At 60.1% G+C, this 19884-nt stretch carries 17 protein-coding genes; 5 read left to right on the top strand and 12 right to left on the bottom strand.

Going from position 1 to position 19884, the window contains the following annotated elements; translation table 11 throughout:
• Window positions 1–6: 6 nt before the first annotated feature.
• Window positions 7–1617 (bottom strand): ATP-binding protein, encoded by a 1611-nt coding sequence (locus BMZ46_RS02615; RefSeq protein ID WP_039772898.1) that lies wholly within the window; start codon window positions 1615–1617, stop codon window positions 7–9.
• Window positions 1614–2336 (bottom strand): response regulator, encoded by a 723-nt coding sequence (locus tag BMZ46_RS02610; RefSeq protein WP_074688174.1) that lies wholly within the window; start codon window positions 2334–2336, stop codon window positions 1614–1616. The genes BMZ46_RS02615 and BMZ46_RS02610 overlap by 4 nt, the downstream gene beginning before the upstream one ends.
• A 736-nt stretch (window positions 2337–3072) precedes the next feature.
• Between BMZ46_RS02610 and BMZ46_RS02605 the strand changes: the two genes are divergently transcribed.
• Window positions 3073–5967 carry a ribonucleoside-diphosphate reductase subunit alpha gene (locus tag BMZ46_RS02605; protein ID WP_011335505.1) on the top strand — a complete coding sequence of 965 codons (2895 nt, stop codon included), beginning with the start codon at window positions 3073–3075 and terminating at the stop codon, window positions 5965–5967.
• A 651-nt stretch (window positions 5968–6618) separates the two neighbouring features.
• Here the strand turns inward: BMZ46_RS02605 and flgE are convergent.
• The 6 genes from flgE to BMZ46_RS02575 form a co-directional block, all read right to left on the bottom strand.
• Window positions 6619–7932: a flagellar hook protein FlgE gene (gene flgE / locus BMZ46_RS02600; protein WP_039772113.1), complete on the bottom strand. Its 1314-nt coding sequence runs from the start codon at window positions 7930–7932 to the stop codon at window positions 6619–6621.
• A 30-nt stretch (window positions 7933–7962) separates the two neighbouring features.
• Window positions 7963–8691 (bottom strand): flagellar hook assembly protein FlgD, encoded by a 729-nt coding sequence (gene flgD / locus BMZ46_RS02595; RefSeq protein ID WP_039772111.1) that lies wholly within the window; start codon window positions 8689–8691, stop codon window positions 7963–7965.
• Between the two features lie 15 nt (window positions 8692–8706).
• Window positions 8707–9150: a flagellar basal body rod protein FlgC gene (flgC, locus tag BMZ46_RS02590; RefSeq protein WP_007960329.1), complete on the bottom strand. Its 444-nt coding sequence runs from the start codon at window positions 9148–9150 to the stop codon at window positions 8707–8709.
• 3 nt (window positions 9151–9153) lie between these two features.
• On the bottom strand, window positions 9154–9561 hold the full coding sequence (flgB, locus tag BMZ46_RS02585) for a flagellar basal body rod protein FlgB (protein ID WP_007960328.1): 408 nt from the start codon (window positions 9559–9561) through the stop codon (window positions 9154–9156).
• A 236-nt stretch (window positions 9562–9797) separates the two neighbouring features.
• Window positions 9798–10625, bottom strand: a complete 828-nt coding sequence (cheR, locus tag BMZ46_RS02580; RefSeq protein WP_007960327.1) for a protein-glutamate O-methyltransferase CheR — start codon at window positions 10623–10625, stop codon at window positions 9798–9800.
• 47 nt (window positions 10626–10672) lie between these two features.
• Complete coding sequence (locus tag BMZ46_RS02575) at window positions 10673–11605, bottom strand: chemotaxis protein CheV (protein WP_011335509.1); 933 nt, start codon at window positions 11603–11605, stop codon at window positions 10673–10675.
• A gap of 82 nt (window positions 11606–11687) precedes the next feature.
• On the opposite strand from BMZ46_RS02575, the gene flgA reads away from it, so the two are divergent.
• The 4 genes from flgA to BMZ46_RS02555 all read left to right on the top strand — a co-directional run bounded on the left by flgA (window position 11688) and on the right by BMZ46_RS02555 (window position 14340).
• On the top strand, window positions 11688–12449 hold the full coding sequence (gene flgA / locus BMZ46_RS02570) for a flagellar basal body P-ring formation chaperone FlgA (protein WP_064598681.1): 762 nt from the start codon (window positions 11688–11690) through the stop codon (window positions 12447–12449).
• A gap of 206 nt (window positions 12450–12655) precedes the next feature.
• Entirely contained in the window at window positions 12656–12982 is a 327-nt protein-coding gene (gene flgM / locus BMZ46_RS02565) for a flagellar biosynthesis anti-sigma factor FlgM (protein ID WP_007960324.1), read from the top strand.
• 48 nt (window positions 12983–13030) lie between these two features.
• Complete coding sequence (locus tag BMZ46_RS02560) at window positions 13031–13498, top strand: flagella synthesis protein FlgN (RefSeq protein ID WP_074688176.1); 468 nt, start codon at window positions 13031–13033, stop codon at window positions 13496–13498.
• A gap of 95 nt (window positions 13499–13593) precedes the next feature.
• Complete coding sequence (locus BMZ46_RS02555; protein WP_039772106.1) at window positions 13594–14340, top strand: flagellar brake protein; 747 nt, start codon at window positions 13594–13596, stop codon at window positions 14338–14340.
• A 60-nt stretch (window positions 14341–14400) separates the two neighbouring features.
• Here the strand turns inward: BMZ46_RS02555 and BMZ46_RS02550 are convergent, their stop codons facing one another.
• From BMZ46_RS02550 to BMZ46_RS02535, 4 genes are all read right to left on the bottom strand, one after another.
• Window positions 14401–15765, bottom strand: coding sequence for an MFS transporter (locus BMZ46_RS02550; RefSeq protein WP_074688178.1), 1365 nt, complete (start codon window positions 15763–15765; stop codon window positions 14401–14403).
• A gap of 68 nt (window positions 15766–15833) precedes the next feature.
• On the bottom strand, window positions 15834–17075 hold the full coding sequence (locus tag BMZ46_RS02545) for a glutamine synthetase family protein (RefSeq protein WP_170844878.1): 1242 nt from the start codon (window positions 17073–17075) through the stop codon (window positions 15834–15836).
• Between the two features lie 219 nt (window positions 17076–17294).
• The gene (locus BMZ46_RS02540) at window positions 17295–17987 is read right to left on the bottom strand and encodes a sensor histidine kinase (RefSeq protein ID WP_074688183.1); all 693 of its coding nucleotides are present in this window, start codon (window positions 17985–17987) and stop codon (window positions 17295–17297) included.
• A complete protein-coding gene (locus BMZ46_RS02535) occupies window positions 17984–19588 on the bottom strand; it encodes a tetratricopeptide repeat-containing response regulator (RefSeq protein ID WP_064598688.1) in 1605 nt (534 codons plus the stop codon). The genes BMZ46_RS02540 and BMZ46_RS02535 overlap by 4 nt, the downstream gene beginning before the upstream one ends.
• Between the last annotated feature and the right edge of the window lie 296 nt (window positions 19589–19884).

Raw genomic sequence — 19884 nt, 5'->3', positions numbered from 1 at the left:
AGTTTTTTAGCGCCGCTCCTGATTCCTCGGCCAGCTCAGGCTGAAGCACGCTCCGCCCAGACTCTTGCTCTTGCCGATCAGCGCCCGGCCGTCGTGCCAGTGAATGATCCGCCGCACGATCGACAGGCCCAGGCCGTGTCCGCCGGACGCCCGGGTGCGACTGTCGTCCAGGCGCAGGAACGGCGTGAAGATTTTCTCCCAGGCGGTTTCCGGCACACCGGGGCCGTCGTCCTCGACATCCACCCGGCAACGCATCTGCCCGACCTGATAACTGACCGTGACCTTCGAACGCGCATGGCGCATGGCGTTGCTCACCAGATTCTGCAAGGCGCGGTGCAGGTAACGCGGCTCGGCCTCGACCCAGGCGTCATCGCAATCCGCCGCCGACAGGCACAAGCCGCGTTGCACCGTGACTTCTGCACGCAGAGGCGCCAGCTCTTCGATCACCTGATTGACCAGCGCATCCAGGTCAATGCGCTGGAAGGTCAACGCCGGCGAGCCCTGTTCCAGCCGGGCGTACGTGAGCATTTCGTCGACCAGTTTGTCGAGATCTTCGATGTCGTGGTCCATGCCCTCGCGGTATTTTTCCAGCGCCTGCGGGGTGGTCGCCGAACCGATCATCTCCAGACCGAAACGCAGGCGCGCCACCGGCGTGCGCAATTCGTGGGACACCGCGCGCACCAGTTCACGCTGAATGGCGAGCAACTGCTGCAAGTGCTCGGCCATACCATTGAACGCAGCCGCCAGTTTGCCCACCGAGTCGGCACCCCGGGCCGGCACCCGGGTTTCCAGGCTGCCTTTGGCGATGCGCGTAGCGGCAGCTTCGAGTCCGCGCAAACGCCGTTCAAGCTGACGCACCAATAAATAGACGATCAGGCCGATCAGAGTCAGGCCAAGGGCGGCGATCAGCACCAGCCATTCCGGCGGGTACGGGTTCATCTGATACAGCGGCCCGATTTCCAGCACCCACGGCGTGCCGACCATACCGGCGAACACCCGGATCGAATCGCCCCCCTTGCCCAGCGCCATCACCGTATCGCCTTCGGACACCCGACGGCTCTGGTCTTCGTCCATGTCGGCATCGCTGACCGTGACCAACCGCAAATCGAAGCCGAAGCCTTTGTCTTCTTTCAGCTGCGCCAGTCGTTTGGGCTGCTCGCCCACCGGCACCCGCACCAGTTCATCGGCCAACAGATAAATGGTCGCCCGGGCCAGTTGCTCGCTGATCTGCTGCACCTCACCCACCAGCACCAGTTGCTCCTTGTCGCTGACCAGGCGATAGACCTTGGCCGCGTGTGGGCCGGTCTGTTCGACCAGCGCCTGCCCGCGCTGCACCCGGGTGCGCTGGGTCAGGTCGAGATCGGTCTGGGCAAAGGTTTTCACTGCCAGCGGAATCCCGAGCAGCCGCTCCCATACCAGCAAGGCGCGATGGCGCTCGGTTTCGTTCATCGGTTGCAGGTTGTCGGCCATCAGCGAAAACGTACCGTGGGCCAGACGCTCGCGGTATTGCTCGCTGCGCACCTGATTGAGCAGGTGCAGCGCCAGCACGCCGAGCACTGCCACCAGAATCAGCGCCGCGCACATGCCGCCATAGATGCGCAGGAAGATCGAATTCACAGCGGCAGTTCTACGCAGGCTTCCGGCACGAACAGGTAACCTTTGCTGCGCACGGTCTTGATCAGACGCGGGTGATCGGGGTCGTCGCCGATCTTCGGGCGGATGCGCGAGATGCGCACATCGATCGAGCGGTCCTGGCCGTCGTAGCCGATGCCGCGTAGCGCGGTGAAGATTTCTTCCCGGGACAGGATCCGTCCGGCGTTGGACACCAGCAGCCAGAGCAGATCGAATTCGGCACTGGTCAGCTCGATGCCGCTGTCGCTGAGCCAGGCTTCGCGCAACGCGTTGTCCACCACCAGCGGACCGAATTGCAACCGACGCGGATTGCCTGCCGCCGGCTCCGGTGTGTCACTGCGGCGCAACAATGCCTGGATGCGCGCCAGCAACAGCCGCGGGCGCACCGGTTTGCAGACGTAGTCGTCGGCGCCGAGGTCGAGGCCTAGGATCTGGTCGGCGTCATCGGTACGCGCGGTTAGCATCAGGATCGGCCCGTCGTAGCGATCGCGCACCTTGCGGCAAATGCTCAGGCCGTCTTCACCGGGGAGCATCAGGTCGAGGATCACCAGGTCCGGCTGCTCCTTGATGATCCGTGCCGCCGCCAGCGCACCGTTGCCTTCGATGTCCACGCGCAATCCGTTGGCTTGCAGGTATTCACGGGTCAGTTCAGCCAGACGCTGGTCATCCTCGACGATCAATACCTGCCAGGCTTCTTGCTCCACGGGTGACCTCTGCTTGCCGAAACTGCTTATAAAGGAAGGATCCTCCCGTCTTTTTGTCATCTTTAAGGAGGATAAGAATGCGTGCGCATGGGCCGATTGTATAAACGGCGTACAGCCAGAACACAAGTCGGTAAATGCGTTCGGACAAGGCGGATTTTTGTGATAGGGTTCGCGCCCTCAAAATTCCGCCGCGGCATTTTTTTGCGGTGAAAAACAGTGACAGACGGTCTAGCTCAGCAGGTTCGCGGCCTACACGGGAATTCCTGGTTTCTTACACAATTTACGCACAGGTTTATCCACAGCTCGTACGTTGCAAGCCCCCTCGAAACGCATTATCTTGTAGCACGGCGCGAGGACAGACCCTACATATAGGGTTTTCCATTCCAGAGCCCAACCACATTTCGGACCTGAAACTCAAGTGCTTTATTGCCGGTTTCCGGTTGAACCAAGCAAGTTTTTCAAAGCCCAAACCGCACTCGCGGATGGCACCGTTTTTCAGGTTGGCAACGACCGGAACGGTACGGGTGTTGCAGTCATTACTGTCACCCTGGAAGTAATCCGGCTCGAGCCTTGGCTCGTGGCCGAAAACTTCGGCAAGGATGCGGCGTCATTAGCCTTTTTCCTACTGGTCCGAAGTTGTTATGCCCGACGCCCGTCGGTTGTAGTGCTTCGGACCAGAACGGTGAGCACCATGATGGTGCCCAAACAAACATAGAGAATGTGGAGATCACCCCCCATGCAAACCGACACAACTCGCGAGAACCCGCAGGGCACCTTGCCGCAGGCCGCCGATTCGAATTCGGATCTGGCTGCCACCGCGCCTGGCCAACTGCGCGTGATCAAGCGTAATGGCACTGTCGTTCCTTACACCGATGACAAGATCACCGTCGCTATCACCAAAGCGTTTCTCGCAGTTGAGGGCGGCACCGCTGCCGCTTCGTCGCGAATCCACGACACCGTTGCCCGCCTGACCGAACAGGTCACCGCGACCTTCAAGCGTCGCATGCCGTCGGGCGGCACCATCCACATCGAAGAAATCCAGGACCAGGTCGAACTGGCCCTGATGCGTGCCGGCGAGCAGAAAGTGGCTCGCGACTACGTGATCTACCGTGACGCCCGCTCCAAGGAACGCGCCACCCGCACCACCGCCGAAGCTCCGGTACAGGCGCATCCGTCGATCCGCATCACCCGCGCCGACGGCAGCCTTGCGCCGCTGGACATGGGCCGCCTGAACACCATCGTCACCGAAGCCTGCGAAGGCCTGGCCGAAGTCGACGGCGACCTGATCCAGCGCGAAACCCTGAAGAACCTGTACGACGGCGTGGCCCTGAACGACGTCAACACCGCGCTGGTGATGACCGCGCGTACTCTGGTCGAGCGCGAGCCGAACTACTCGTTCGTGACCGCCCGCCTGCTGATGGACACCCTGCGTGCCGAAGGCCTGGGCTTCCTGGGCGTGGCCGAGAGCGCCACTCACCACGAAATGGCCGACCTGTACGCCAAGGCCCTGCCGGCCTACGTTGCCAAAGGTATCGAGTTCGAACTGCTGAACCCTGTGCTGGCCTCCTTCGACCTGGAAAAACTGGGCAAGGCGATCAACCACGAGCGCGACCAGCAATTCACCTACCTGGGCCTGCAGACCCTGTACGACCGTTACTTCATCCACAAGGATGGCGTGCGCTTCGAACTGCCGCAGATCTTCTTCATGCGCGTGGCCATGGGCCTGGCGATCGAAGAGAAGCAGAAAGAAGACCGTGCGATCGAGTTCTACAACCTGCTGTCCTCGTTCGACTACATGGCTTCGACCCCGACCCTGTTCAACGCCGGTACCCTGCGTCCACAGCTGTCGAGCTGCTACCTGACCACCGTGCCGGATGACCTGTCGGGCATCTACCACGCGATCCACGACAACGCCATGCTGTCGAAATTCGCCGGCGGCCTGGGCAACGACTGGACCCCGGTTCGTGCACTGGGCTCGTACATCAAGGGCACCAACGGCAAGTCGCAGGGCGTGGTTCCGTTCCTGAAGGTGGTGAACGACACCGCCGTCGCCGTTAACCAGGGTGGCAAGCGCAAAGGCGCTGTGTGTGCCTACCTGGAAACCTGGCACATGGACATCGAAGAGTTCATCGAGCTGCGCAAGAACACCGGTGATGACCGTCGTCGTACCCACGACATGAACACCGCCAACTGGATCCCTGACCTGTTCATGAAGCGTGTCTTCGATGACGGCAAGTGGACCCTGTTCTCGCCGTCCGAAGTACCGGACCTGCACGACCTGACCGGCAAGGCCTTCGAAGAGCGCTACGAGTACTACGAAGCTCTGACCGAATACCCGGGCAAGATCAAGCTGTTCAAGACCATCCAGGCCAAAGACCTGTGGCGCAAGATGCTGTCGATGCTGTTCGAAACCGGCCACCCATGGCTGACTTTCAAGGACCCGTGCAACCTGCGCAGCCCGCAGCAGCACGTCGGCGTGGTTCACAGCTCGAACCTGTGCACCGAGATCACCCTGAACACCAACAAGGACGAGATCGCGGTCTGCAACCTGGGCTCGATCAACCTGCCGAACCACATCGTCGACGGCAAGCTGGACACCGCCAAGCTCAAGCGCACCATCGACGTCGCCGTGCGCATGCTCGACAACGTGATCGACATCAACTACTACTCGGTACCGCAGGCGAAGAACTCCAACTTCCGCCACCGTCCGGTCGGCCTGGGCATCATGGGCTTCCAGGACGCGCTGTACCTGCAGCACATCCCTTACGGTTCCGACGCTGCCGTCGAGTTCGCCGACAAGTCGATGGAAGCGGTCAGCTACTACGCGATCCAGGCTTCCTGTGACCTGGCCGACGAGCGCGGCTCGTACGAGACGTTCCAGGGTTCGCTGTGGTCCAAAGGCGTACTGCCGCTGGATTCGCAACAGATCCTGATCGAAGCACGTGGCCAGAAGTACATCGACGTCGACCTGACCGAGTCCCTGGACTGGGCCCCGGTTCGCGCCCGTGTACAGAAAGGCATCCGTAACTCGAACATCATGGCCATCGCACCGACCGCGACCATCGCCAACATCACCGGCGTCTCGCAGTCGATCGAACCGACCTACCAGAACCTGTACGTGAAATCGAACCTGTCGGGCGAATTCACCGTGATCAACCCGTACCTGGTTCGCGACCTGAAGGCTCGCGGTCTGTGGGACTCGGTCATGATCAACGACCTGAAGTACTACGACGGTTCGGTTCAGCAGATCGAGCGCATCCCGCAAGAACTCAAAGAGCTCTACGCAACCGCGTTCGAAGTGGACACCAAGTGGATCGTTGACGCCGCCAGCCGTCGTCAGAAGTGGATCGACCAGGCCCAGTCGCTGAACCTGTACATCGCCGGCGCATCGGGCAAGAAACTGGACGTGACCTACCGCATGGCCTGGTACCGTGGCCTGAAAACCACCTACTACCTCCGTGCCCTGGCCGCGACCAGCACCGAGAAGTCGACCATCAACACCGGCAAGCTGAACGCTGTTTCCAGCGGCGGCAACCACGGCGACGACTCGGTCCTGGCAGCCCCTGCCGGCCCTGCTCCAGTACCGAAGGCTTGCGCCATCGACGAGCCGGATTGCGAAGCTTGCCAATAAGCTGAGCTGAATCGGGCGTTGCAAAACGCCTGACCCGAGAACCCCCGACAGACTTCTGGTTTGTCGGGGGTTTTCTTTTGCCCGCGATAAAAGCAAAAGCGGCCCTCACCCTAGCCCTCCCGAAACGTCGGACCGCCCAGAGGGAGAGGGGACTGACCGAGGGGTTTGGGAGAGATACGCCGACGTGAAAGACCGAGCTGAACTCAAGCCTTAAAAAGCAAACATCCCGCGCCTGCCTTTGCCTTTGCCTTTGCCTTTGCCTTTGCCTCCACCACTCAACACGATGAGCGTTAGCTCGAGTACCGCTTTTGACGTGCCGGCCCCATCGGAAGGCTGAGTGGAGGGATTTATCCGGGGGTGGGAGCGCAGCGACCGTGCGGCGCAGCCGCATGCATCGAGAGGAGGTGCAGCGAAGCAAACCGTAGGCGATGCCCCCGGATGAATCCCGTAACGAAGGAACACCGAGCCAAAGCGAGGTGCCGAACGCCGGGGCCCAGCGTTTTGGTTCCTTTTGGGCGTTTGCAAAAGGGACTCGCCGTAAGGGCGAAACCGCCAGCGGCAACACCCGCAGAAACGGATAAACACCCCAAACCGCAGCCAAAAAAAAGCCCCTCAAAAAGAGGGGCTCCTTAACCAGCCAAAACCCAGAAATCAGGTCATCTGAATAATGGTCTGCATGATAGTGCTCTGAGTCGAAATGGTCTTGGCGTTCGCCTGATAGTTGCTCTGGCCCTTGATCAGATCAACCAGCTCATTGGTCAGGTTAACGTTCGACTCCTCCAGCGAATTCGAAACCACCGACCCCAGCGTACCGGTCTCCGGCGCATCGTAGCCCGGAATACCCGAAGCAAAAGTCTCTTTCCAGCTGGTACCACCGATCGGCTGCAGGCCCTGCTCGTTGGTGAAGCTCGCCAGCGCAACCTGGCCGATGGCCTTGCTCTGGTTGTTGCTGAAGTTGGCGAACAGCGTACCGGTACCGTCGATGGTCAGGTTGGTGATCTGGCCAGTGGCGTAACCATCCTGAGTCGGGATCGAACGCGCGGTGTCAGCGTTGTATTGAGTGGTCTTGGCCATCGAAATGGTAATGCCGGCCGGGTTAGCCGAAGCACCGTTGGCCGTCCACACACCGTTGGTGACAGTGCCCGGTACCCAGCCAGTGAGTTTCAGGTCGCTGCTGATCACGGCAGGCGGAGTGCTGACCTGAGTCAGCTTGCCAGTGGAGTCAAAGGTCATGGTCGATGCGACAGGCGCAGTGACTTTCGGATCGCTGCCGGTAGCATCCGGGTTGCGACCGTCCACCAGGGTGTAGACCTTCCAGGTGTTGGCGCCTGTCTTCACCATGTACTGATCCATGACATGGGAGTTGCCCTGGCTGTCATAGATCGGAGTGCTGAACGACTTGGTGTAGGTCGCGAGGTTGGTCGGGTCGAACTTGCCGGCCGCTACTGTGTCGTCGATCACCGGAGCCGTCGAGTTCAGGTTAATGGTCGAGGTCACCAGCGAGGTGGACTTCGGCGCCAGGTTCGAGGTGTCGATCTTCAGATCGGTCAACACGCCGTTGATGATCTTGCCGTTGGAGTCCACACCGTAGCCTTGCAGACGCGAGGTGTAGTCAGTGTTGGTGATGAAGCCGTCCTTGTCGACCTTGAACGTACCGGCACGCGTGTAGGAGATCGAACCGTTGTTGCTCAGGGTGAAGAAGCCCGAACCATTGATCCCCATATCCAGCACGTTGCCGGTGTTGTTGATGTCGCCTTGGGTGAACTGCTGGGAAACGTTGGCCAGACGCACACCGTTACCAATGACCTTGCTGCCGCTGCCCAGGCGAGTCGCCGAGTAGACGTCTTCGAATTCTGCGCGGGACGATTTGAAACCGGCGGTCGCGACGTTGGCGATGTTGTTGCCGGTCACGTCCAGTTGCTTGTTGGCTGCATAGAGACCGCTAAGGCCGATATTGAAAGACATATTCCACTCCTTTGTGCCGGTTAGTCGGCTCTATATACCAATGGTTTGTACTTTGGACAGAGCGACGGTGCCCTTGCCGGACAGGTTGAGCATCAGCTCGCCGCCGGTCTGGCTGATCGTCACGCTGGTGACCGTGGCTGGCAGATAGGTCGCCAGGTCGGTCGCGGTGCCGTTGATCGAGGCGTTGGCCTTGACGGTGTAGGTACCGGTTTTCACCAGGTTGCCGTCCTTGTCCTTGCCGTCCCAGGTGAAGCTCGCATCGCCTGCGGCGCGACTGCCCAGATCAATGGTGCGAACGGTGGCGCCGCTGCTGTCGGTGATAGTGACGGTACCGCCGGCAATCGACGACGGAACAGTGACCGAACCGGTCATGCCTTTGCTCGGATCGTCCAGCTGAACCGTATTGGTCTGCACAATCACATTGCGACCCACCAGCGACGAAGCCTGCAGGGCTTGCGACGAGTTGTAGTTGCCGGCCAGCGAACTGACGGTGCTGTTGAGGGTGGTGATCCCCTCGAGGCTGCTGAACTGCGCCAGCTGGGCAACGAATGCGCTGTTGTCCTGCGGGTCGAGCGGGTTCTGGTTCTTCAGCTGGGTCACCAGCAGTTGCAGGAACGCGTCCTTGCCCAGGGCCTGGCCGCCGGTCGAGCTGTTGGTGGCCGAAGCGATGCCGCCGGTGGTGGTGCTACTGGTCTTCTTCGAAGAGTTGGCCAGTATGTCGTTCATCGTCAGGCTGCTGGTGGTATCGGTAACACTCATGGCAGTCGCCCCTTATCACTGACCGAGGGTCAGTACCTTCTGCATCATGGTCTTGGCGGTGTTCATCATTTCGGCGTTGGTCTGGAACGACCGGCTCGCGGAAATCATGTCAGCCATCTCTTCCACCACATTGACGTTCGGGTAGTAGACGTAGCCCTTGGCGTCGGCCGCCGGATGGTTCGGCTCGTAGCGCGCTTCGAGGTTGCTCTGGTCTTCGACCACGCCCATCACCTGCACGCCCTGACCGGCCGCGTCCTGGTTCTGGAACAGCGAATTGCTGCCGCCGCTCTGGCCGCCCTGGAACATGGTGGCGAACACCGGGTGACGGGCGCGATAAGTCTGGTCGATGCTCGACGAGACGGTCTCGGCGTTGGCGATGTTCGAAGCCACGGTGTTGAGGCGAGTGGTCTGGGCGCTCATGCCGCTGCCGGCAATGTTGAAAACGCTGGACAGGGACATGGATTACTCTCCGCGCAGGGCTGAGACCAGCCCTTTGAATTTGCTGTTGAGCAGGGTGAAGCTGGCCTGGAAGCCGACGGCGTTTTCCGCGTAGTTCGACTGTTCCAGTTGGGCGTCCACGGTGTTCTGGTCGATCGACGGCTGCATCGGCGTGCGATACATCAGCGACTCGTCGCCATTGCCCAGGCCTTCAGCTTCGATGTGACGGCTGTTGGTCATGTTCAGGGCGATGGTGCCGTTGGCGTTCTTCTGGCTCTGTGCTTCAAGCACTTTGGAGAACTCCAGATCCCGCGCCTTGTAGTTCGGGGTGTCGGCGTTGGCGATGTTGTTGGCCAGCACTTCGGCACGCTGGGCGCGGAAGCCCAGAGCCTTTTCGTGAATGCCGAGCGCTTTATCGAAGCTGATGCTCATGTCGGGAACCTTCAGGTGACCGGATTTTTCGTAACTGGGTTGTAGCAAGCGGCGTGCCAGTTTGAGAAAGCCCCGGATTACGGGGCTTTGCACGCAATCGGCAAAGCGGCAATGCCAGAAAAGCGGCAACCGGTTTCCGCCGGATGCCGCTTTTCTGCCGCCTGCCACCGGCAAAACCTTCAGGCATAAAAAAACGGGAGCCCCTGAGGACTCCCGTTTCTTGTGGCGCCGGTGTTTCACTTCGCCTGGTAGATGATCCCCGGGCTGCACTGAACCATCTGGTAATGATCCGGCAGACCGTTCAGCGCCTCGGAAGCGCCAAGGAACAGATAACCGCCCGGCTTCAGCGTGCTGTGGATGCGCAACAGGATGTCCTTCTTCACCTCGGCGGAGAAATAGATCAGCACGTTGCGGCAGAACACGATGTCGAACTTGCCCAGGCTTGCGTAGCTGTCGAGCAGGTTGAACGAGCGGAATTCCACCCGGTTCTTGATCGGCGCCTTGATCACCCAGCGCCCCGGCCCTTTCGGGTCGAAGTAGCGCTGCAGACGATCAGCGGACAGACCGCGACCGATCGCCAGGCTGTCGTACTCGCCGGTCTTGCAGTTGGTCAGCATGCTGCCGGACAGATCCGTGGCGACGATCTGCACGCCCATCTTCAACTGACCGATGTTCGTCCGCTCGAACTCGTCGATCGACATCGACAGCGAATAGGGTTCCTGACCCGACGAGCAGGCCGCCGACCAGATCCGCAGACGCTGGTTGGGAGCGGCCTTGATCGCCTCGGGCAGTACCTTGTTCTTCAAGACTTCAAACGGATAGGTGTCGCGAAACCACAGGGTTTCGTTGGTCGTCATGGCATCGACCACCTGCTCGCGCAAACCGCTGCGTGGCTGGGTCTGGATGCGCTGAACCAGCTCACCCAGGGACTTGATGCCTTGCTGCTCCATCAGTTTGTTGAGACGGCTCGAGACCAGATACTGCTTGTTTTCACCGAGCAAAATGCCACAGGCTTTTTCCAGGAAAACCCGGAACTGTTCGAAATCCAAATTACCCGTAGACAAATGATGCCGCCTCTTAAATCGTGTTGAACGCCAGGGGCAGAAGGCCCTTAGCTGATGTCTGCTGCTTTGATCCGGTCGACTACCCGGGATGCCAGGTCATCAGGACGGAATTTGGCCAGGAAGTCATCGGCACCGACTTTCTTGACCATCGCCTGATTGAACACACCCGACAACGAAGTATGCAGGATGATATGAAGCTTTTGCATGCGAGGGTCGCTGCGGATCTCGGCCGTCAGGGTGTACCCGTCCATCTCCGGCATTTCGATGTCGGAGATCATCATCAGGAACTCTTCTTCCGGCTTCTTGCCCTCGTCGACCAGCTTGCGCAGGTAATCCAGCGCCTGCCTGCCGTCGTTCAACGCCACCACTTCGACACCGACCGTCTGCAGGCAACGCGTCACCTGCTTGCGCGCCACCGACGAGTCATCGACCGTCAGCACCCGCAGCGACAACGCCTTGCTCTGGGTCTCGACATCCACCACGCCGACCGAAATCGCTTCCGGTGTCGGCGCAACTTCCGCCAGCACCTTCTCGACGTCGATGATTTCGACTAACTGATTGTCGACCCGAGTCACAGCGGTCAGGTAGTGATCGCGTCCGGTGCCCTTGGGCGGCGGATGAATCTCTTCCCAGTTCATGTTCACGATACGTTCCACCGAGCGCACCAGGAAACCCTGGGTCTTGGTGTTGTATTCCGTGATGATCACGAACGGACTGTTCTTGTCTTTCAAAGCACCGGAGCCGGTCGCCATCGCCAGATCAAGGATCGGAATGGTCGCCCCCCGGATATTCGCCACCCCGCACACGACAGGACTGGACTTGGGCATCAGCGTCAGTTGCGGGCACTGCAGCACTTCCCGAACCTTGAACACGTTGATCCCGTAGAGCTGCTGGCCGTCGAGACGGAACAACAACAGCTCCAGGCGATTCTGCCCCACCAGTTGCGTGCGCTGGTTCACCGAATCCATTACACCAGCCATGCCCAGACTCCTACACCAACGCCAAGTGTTGTTGCGACGCACATTCATTGCTAAACGGCACGGCGCTTGCTTTTTAACTCGTATGAACGCTCAAACGACATTTTTCCGACGCCTGACATCTCCCCTCCGCAGAGGGCTTTGCGCGATGTCCGCCGTTTGCCTGTCTTTCGCTGGCAGCCCTGCCGTTGCTGATGCGGTTACCATGCCTGACATGCTTATCGGCGTCACTCAGGGCTTTCTTGAATTCACCGTAGAAGACTATCTCGCCACCAGTCAAACGGAAGGCCGATATGAAATCGAGGTCAACCAGCTCGATCCACGCATGCGCATGCCTATGTGCGACAAGGAATTGACAGCGACACTGGAGAGTCCGGCACGTCCTCTGGGCCGTGTCACGGTCAAGGTCCGCTGCGAAGGCGCCTCCCCCTGGACGGTGTTCGTGCCCGCTCAAGTCCGCCTGTTTCGCGAGATTGTCACCACCACGCGGCCACTCAAGCGCGCCGGCATCATCGAGCCGCAGGACGTGACCTTGCGCGAGCGCGACGTCAGCACGATCAATCAGGGTTTCCTGACGTCGGTGGATGAAGCCATCGGCCAGAAATTGACCCGACCAACGGTAGCCGATCAAGTCATTACCCTGGTGCATCTGGAACAGGCGGAAGTGGTTCGCAAGGGCGATCAAGTGGTGATCACCGCCCGCAGCGGTACCCTCGCCGTCCGGATGCCGGGCGAAGCGCTGGCCAACGGCGGCCTGAAAGAACAGATTCGAGTGAAGAACCTCAACTCCCAACGGGTCATCAAGGCGCAGGTTGTAGCGCCCGGCCAGGTGGAAGTGGCCATGTAAGCGGCGATGTGAGCGGCGGCATGAACGGATATCTGAAAAGCCCCTGAGCGTTTGGCAGAAAACTGGCGCTGGCCAGAGCTGTTCCCTAAACTGTGCCGCAGCAGGATCTGCAACGGCGCATGCAAGCTCATTGCTAAATGGGCCTAAAGTTTTCCAGGGGATGGCCGAGAACATGGCAAGCGTCCAAATTCCCAGAGGTTTTTAACATGGTCATCGATTTCAGCCGTTTGAACAGCTCCTCGTCACTTACGGGCAGTACACGTACCAGCAACGCCAAGGAAACCGCCGAAACCGGCACCTCCGCGCCGCTGAATACCCCGGCCGAACAGGCCAGTACCGCAAAAAGCGGGGAATCGGTACACCTCAGCAATGAGGCTCAACAGTTGCAGAAGGTCACTGACAAGCTGCGTGATCAGCCTGCCGTCGACAAGGCCCGCGTGGCCGAGTTGAAAGCAGCGATTGCCGATGGCAGCTATAAAGTCGACAGCAACCGTGTAGCCAGCAAACTGCTCAATTTCGAAGCCCAGCGCTAGGCCTCGGTCAGCGCCAGGCTTTTGGACGCTTAAAACCCAAGGCCAGCCATGCACGACACTTATTTATTGCAACTGATCATCGACGACTTTGCTCCAGCTCAACAATTGCTGGAGTTACTGCAAACCGAGTCCCTCGCCTTGCACGGTCGCGACATGCCTCTGCTGGAAGAAATTCTGGCGAACAAGCAGGCATTGATCATTCTGCTCGAACAGCATGGCCGCAAGCGCAGCGAAATCCTCGCCAGTCTCAATCTGTCGCTCGACCGCGCCGGCCTGGAACAACTGGCCAGCCAGTCGAGCATCGGCGACCAGTTGCTCAGCCAGAGCGATGTCCTGACCGATCTGATCGCCCAGTGCCAGGCAGCCAATGCCAGGAATGGCCAGTCGATCATCATGCAACAGGCCGCCACGGCCAATCAGCTGAAAATCCTCACCGGCGGCGAGCCACCCGCGCTCTACGATGCCAGTGGCACCTTCTCCAAACTGCAGAAACCGCGCGCGCTCAGCCAGGCGTGATGCTTTCTTCTATGCTTGCGCCCTATCAACGTGCGAAACATGCTGGCAAAATACTGGCCAGCCGTAGTCAAATTTTGTCTGGAGATTGATTTAACGTGTCCAACGTCCTCAGCGCGGATGATGCTCCGCAGCCCCCAAAGGTGCTCACTACACCTCTGGAAATCTCCAGCAACCTGCGCCAGCTGCAAGAAAGCCATGATCCTCTGATCATCACCTTCCACGAGCGCAGCCAGCGCTTCCAGAGCTACCTGATCAAGGTTGACCGGGAAACCGCCACGATTGCCCTGGACGAGATGATCCCGCGCGATGGCGAACGCTTCCTGCTCGCCGGCGAGCCGTTCAAGGTCGAAGGTTTTCATGACGGCGTGCGCATTGCCTGGGAATGCAACGGCACGCTGAACATCGAAGAATCCAGTGGCGATCGCTTCTACACCGGCGACCTGCCCACCGAAGTGGTTTATCACCAGCGCCGCAATGCGTTCCGCGCCGCTTTGAAGCTGACCGACCTGGTCAGCGTCGAACTGGGCGGCGAAAAGCTCAAGTCGCCTATCGGCGGCAAACTGCTGGATATCTCCGCCACCGGCTGCAAACTGCGCTTCGAAGGCGACATCACCGACCGCCTGCAACTGGGCCAGGTTTATGATCGCCTGATCGCCGCGCCGCTGTTCGGCAACCAGCCGACTTCGGTCGAGCTGCGTTACCTGCACTTCGAAGAAAAACTCAACATCACCTTCGCCGGCCTGCGCTTTCACAACATCAGCGGCCCGGCGGCGCGCAACGTCGAGCGTTTCGTTTATCAACTGCAACGCGAAGCGCGTCGGTTCGATAAAGACGACCTCTGATCGGCATGCATGAAAAAACGGGCAGTCACTGCGGTGACTGCCCGTTTTTTTATGCCTGAATCACGGCCTGGCGGGGCTGATGTCCGGCCCTTCGCCTTCGATTGTCGAGTCGGTTGACGCGACAGGTTCTGGCTCGGGTTCAGGTTCAGGCTCCGGAGCGACCGTATTCTGCATCTGCTCCTGCACCACCTGCTCGTCAACCCGCGGGTCAAGCGCTGCCACCAGCGGCGAACTGGACATGCTGTCCGGCATCGCCACGTGATGCAGCGGCGCATCATCGACCTGGTGCAGATTGGTCACGGCTTTCGGCCGGATCCGCCATACCAGCACCAGCGCGAAAAAGGTGAAGAACGCGTACAGACTCTGCGGCCCGAACAGCTTCATCAGCACCCCGGCCGCCAGCGGCCCGATACTCGCCCCCACGCCGTAAGTCACCAGCAGCATCGCCGTCAGCGACACCCGACGCTCGCCTTCGACGTGGTCGTTAGAGAACGCCACCGCCAACGGGTACAGGCAGAACTGCACCAGCGAACAGAGGAAGCCGACCACGAACAGTATCTCCAGCGGCACTTGCGGCAGGATCGCCAGCGGCAACGAAGCAACCGCGAGGAACAGCGCGAAACAGCGGATCAACAGCGCCCGGTCATAGCGGTCGGACAACCAGCCCAGCGGCCACTGCACCACCAGCCCGGCAAAAATGCAGCTACCCATGAACAGACCGACCTGTTCGGTGGACAGCCCCTGCTGCGAGGCATACAGCGGCGCCAGACCGTAGAACGAACCGATGATCAGCCCTGCCCCGAGGACCGTACTCAGCGACTGCGGCACGCGCTTGATAAAGAAGCGCGGCTCCATCGGCGCCGGATGCAGCGGTGCCGGGTGAATCCGCCGCGTCAGTGCCACCGGCACCAGACACAGGGCAAAACACAACGCGACCAGCATCAGCAGTTCCAGACCAAGGCCCGGGTGCATGACCAGAATCAGCTGACCGAGTACCAGCCCCAGGTACGACGCGATCATGTAGCCGCTGAACACCAGACCGCGCTGATTGGCGTCTGCCTGCTCGTTCAGCCAGCTCTCGATGACCATGTATTGGCACATCATGCCGAGGCCGACAATGGTCCGCAGCACCAGCCAGGCCGGCAGCCAGTCCACCAGACCATGTCCAAGCACCGCCGCGCCGACGATCCCGGCACACGCCGAGTAGGCGCGGATATGCCCGACCCGGGCAATCAGCCGGTGACCAATCTTGCCGCCCAGCACCAGACCGAAATAGTTGGCTGCCATCAACGCACCGACCCACAACCCGTCGACATGGTCGGCAGCCAGACGCAAAGCCAGATAAGTAGAAAGAAGGCCCGAGCCGATCAACATCATCAGCGAGGCGAAATACAGCGCTCGAAAGGATTTCCAGATTTGGCGCATCGGCGTTCCGAGCGGCTCCTTGCAGTAAGTATCGGGCTATCAAACGATAGCCCGACGGCGACATTTCGTCAGGCCTGGGCTGCTAGAACACGGCGCTCCCAGGGAGTGATTTCATCAAAGAAGCTGGTCAACTCCATGGTCTTCGAAGCGATGTAGCCTTCGATGAACTCCGTGCCGAACAGTTCCTTTGCAAGCTGGCTGCGTTTCAGACGTTCGAGCGCCGCGTGCAAGGTACACGGCAGCGAAAGATTGTCCGGCACGTCGAACTCGCCCTGAATCGCTTCGCTTGGCTCGAGTTCATGCTCGATGCCGTACAAGCCGGCGGCCAGGCTTGCGGCAATCGCCAGGTACGGGTTGGCATCGGCCCCCGGCAAACGGTTCTCGACCCGACGCGCAACCGGCGAACTGGCCGGAATGCGCAGGCCGGCGGCGCGGTTGTCGTGGGACCAGCAGGCATTGTTCGGCGAGGCAAACGGATGGCACAGCCGTTGATACGAATTGACGTTCGGCGCAAACAGCGCGGTGAAGTCGGCCATGCCCGCCTGCTGCCCGCCGATGAAGTGGCGGAACATCGCGGTTGGCTGACCGTCGGTGTCGCTGAACACATTCTTGTCACTGTCGATCTCGACGATGCTCTGGTGAATGTGCATCGAACTGCCCGGCGTGTGCGCCAGCGGCTTGGCCATGCACACCACGGTCAGGCCGTGCTTGAGCGCGACTTCCTTGAGCAGATGCTTGAACAGAAAGGTCTGGTCGGCCAGCAGCAGCGGATCACCGTGCAGCAGGTTGATCTCGAACTGGCTGACGCCCATTTCGTGCATGAAGGTATCGCGTGGCAGGCCCAGAGCCGCCATGCATTTATAGACTTCACTGAAGAACGGTCGCAGACCGTTGTTGGAACTGACGCTGAACGCCGAATGCCCGTCCTCGCGACGCCCGTCGAGACCGACTGGCGGCTGGAACGGTTGGGTCGGGTCGGTGTTCGGAGCGAACACAAAAAATTCGAGTTCGGTTGCCACCACCGGCGCCAGACCGAGGGCCGCGTAGCGGGCAATGACTTTTTTGAGCTGGCCACGGGTCGACAGGTTGGAGCTTTCGCCGGTCAGTTCGTCGGCATCACAGATTGCCAAGGCCCGTGGCTCTTCGCTCCATGGCAACGGATGGATCTGCGCAGGATCGGCCACCAGCGCCAGATCGCCGTCATCGCTGCCATAGAATTTCGCGGCAGGATAACCGCCCATGATGCATTGCAGCAGCACCCCCCGGGCCAACTGCAGACGCCGCCCTTCGAGGAAGCCCTCGGCGGTCATTACCTTGCCCCGTGGCACGCCGTTCAAATCCGGCGTGACACATTCAATCTCATCAATGCCCGTCAATCGCTGCGCGAGTGAACGCTGGCCATCGGTTGTCATGACGCAATCCTTGTTATTGTGCGAGCCGCGAACGGCGACCCGGACAAAATAGGCTTCGGCTGTTCGGAATATCAAGCAGCAGCCAACAAAAAGAATTCCGGTCGATGAATCGGTGATTCAGGGCAGGTAAATACTGAACACGCCGCCGCCCAACGGGCCGCCATTGCGGATCTCGGTCCGACCGCCTACACCGTTGCGCTGATGCAGCGCGGCGATGCGTCCGGCGAAGTACAGACCGAGGCCGGTGCTGCCACTGCTGTGGTTGATGCCCTGCACGTAATCGGACTGGCGCTCGAGCATTTCGGCCGGGTAACCGTCGCCGTCATCGTTGATGCTCAACACCAGTTGCCCCGCCTCATCGCTGACGGTGATCAGCAGCGATTCGCGGGCGTAGCGGATGGCGTTGTTGATGCAGTTGCCCAGCACCGAGGCGATCAGTTCGCGATCAAAGAAACCCAGCGGACTGAGCGGATCGACTTCGTAAGTGGCAATGATTCCACGACTGGCGAACACTTCCTGATGGGCCGCCAGTTGCGCCTCGATGAAATCGTCCAGCTCGTGATAGGCCGGCTGCAACGGCATCTGATTGACCCCGAGCTTGTACAGCCCGAGCAGCTGCACCAGCATGCCGTTGAGGTGGGCGAACTCGAAGTCGATCACGCCCTGCTCCGGCCCCTGGCGCTGCGCTGCGGGCAAGCGTGCCAGCCATTGGCTGTGGGCCTGCATCAGCATCGCCAGAGAGTTCTTCATGTCGTGCACGGTGGAGGCGATCACCGTGGAAAAATCCAGTGCCTGCTCGTCTTGGTTCATTCGCCAAACGCCTTGCTTTTCAGCTTCTGATAACGCGGATAACGCGCGTCGGTATCGGGCATCATGCCCACCAGTTTCAGGCAGGCCCGACATTCTTCCAGCTCCGCCGACGGCACATTGGTGTCGGTGCCGTGCAGCAGCGACTGGGCCATGTTCAGCGCAATACTGATGTTCTTCGGTTGCATCTTCAGCGCCTTGCGGAACACCTCGCGGGCCTCCACCAGGTTGCCGGTCTTGTACACGCGCACGCCCTGCCGGTTGAGGTCGGCGGCGGCGTTGCTGGAGCTGAGAATAGTCGGGTCGTCGGTGAGCTTGGCGATGTCTTTCATCACCGTCGGGTCATCGCCGTAGATTTCCGCACAGCTCTTGAGCATCGAAGTGCCCGCCTCGGCCTGACCCAGCATCTGCAATTGCTTGGCCACCAGCAACGCGGCCTCGGGGCTCATGAATTGCTCCATGCCGTCGAGGCGCATCAGCGCTTGTTCGGTGAGTTTTTCGGCGGTCTCGGCATCGTTGAGCAACAGGCTCGTAGCCTTCATCAGACGCGCACGAATCTGCAGGCCCGGATCGGTCGGGTTTTCCTTGGCCACGGCGCTGAGGGTGGTGTTGATCTCCAGACGCGTTCGGGTATCGAGCCCGCGCTCGCTGCCTTTGCTGATCAAGGCATGGGCCAGGCCGAGATTGCTTTCCGGATCCTTGAAGCGCGATTGCGCGCCCTGATTCACCGCCTGGCGATAAGCCCGGGAAGCGGTGTCGAAATCTTCGTTGGCCATCGCCAGCTTGCCCAGCAATGCCTGACGGCGCACCGCCAGCGGCGACAGGCGAATCGCTTCCTCCAGCACTTGCTGCGCGCCTTTGGTATCGCCTTCGGCGACCAGCACGTCAGCCATGCCGTCATACAGCGCCGGCATCATCGGGAAGACCTTCAGGGCTTTTTCGTAAACGCCCTTGGCCTGACTGACCTGCCCACGCTTGAACAGCAACTTGCCCAACCCGGCAAACGCCCACGGCAACGGCCGGTCAGCGATGATGCTGTCGTAAAGGCGCTCGAGCGCTTCGTTCTGGTTCATGTCGCGCAACGCATCGGCGCGATAACGCAGGCACAGCGGCGAATAGCGGATGTCCTGTTTGCACAGGGCGATGCAGGCGTTGAGCACTTCCATCGGTTTGCCACGGTCGAGGGCTTGCAGAATCGGCTTGAGCAGGGTCTTGCGCTGCTCCAGACGCTCCAGGCGCTGAGCCAGGCCGGAACGGTTGAACGGCTTGGTCAGGTACGCGTCCGGCTCGTGCTCCAGGGCACTGAGCACCATCGCCTGACTGGTCTCGGCCGTGACCATCACGAACACCGCTTCGTGGCTGATCAGCTTCTCCATCATCAGGTCTTCCAGCACCTGCTGACCGTTCTTCTTGCCGTCACCGAGGTGGAAGTCCTGAAGGATGAAATCGTAGGACTTCTGCGCGCACATTTTCAGCGCCTGCTCACCCGTGTCGGCGGTGTCCACATCCTTGACACCCAACTCGCGCAACATCGAACGCACGGAACTGCGGAAATCCGAGAAATCATCGACGATCAGAAAACTCTTTTGGTGATACGACAGCATCGAGGATTTCCAGGCAATTGAAGAAGATGGACCATTTCCAGGCGCGCAGATGATAGCTGCCGGCCAAATGCTATCAAGCGATTTCGCGCGACTCTGTAGTCACCGAACGGGTTATCGGCCGGATCAGTGGTTCTCTTGAAGCGGGGGTTCAAGATTCGTTGCGCAGTGACTTAATTGCGCGGCGGTTCTCAACTTCGAACGCGGGTACATCAAGGAATGCTGAATCGTGTCGGCCTGCAAGCTTGCATTTAACCTGCTCGCTCCAACCGCCAGACTGGACTGCACCAAAAACAAAA

Origin of the sequence: Pseudomonas sp. NFIX49, from assembly GCF_900115915.1 — a bacterium.
In the GTDB taxonomy this organism is placed as follows: domain Bacteria; phylum Pseudomonadota; class Gammaproteobacteria; order Pseudomonadales; family Pseudomonadaceae; genus Aquipseudomonas; species Aquipseudomonas pharyngis.
This window is presented reverse-complemented; position numbering and strand designations above follow the sequence as displayed.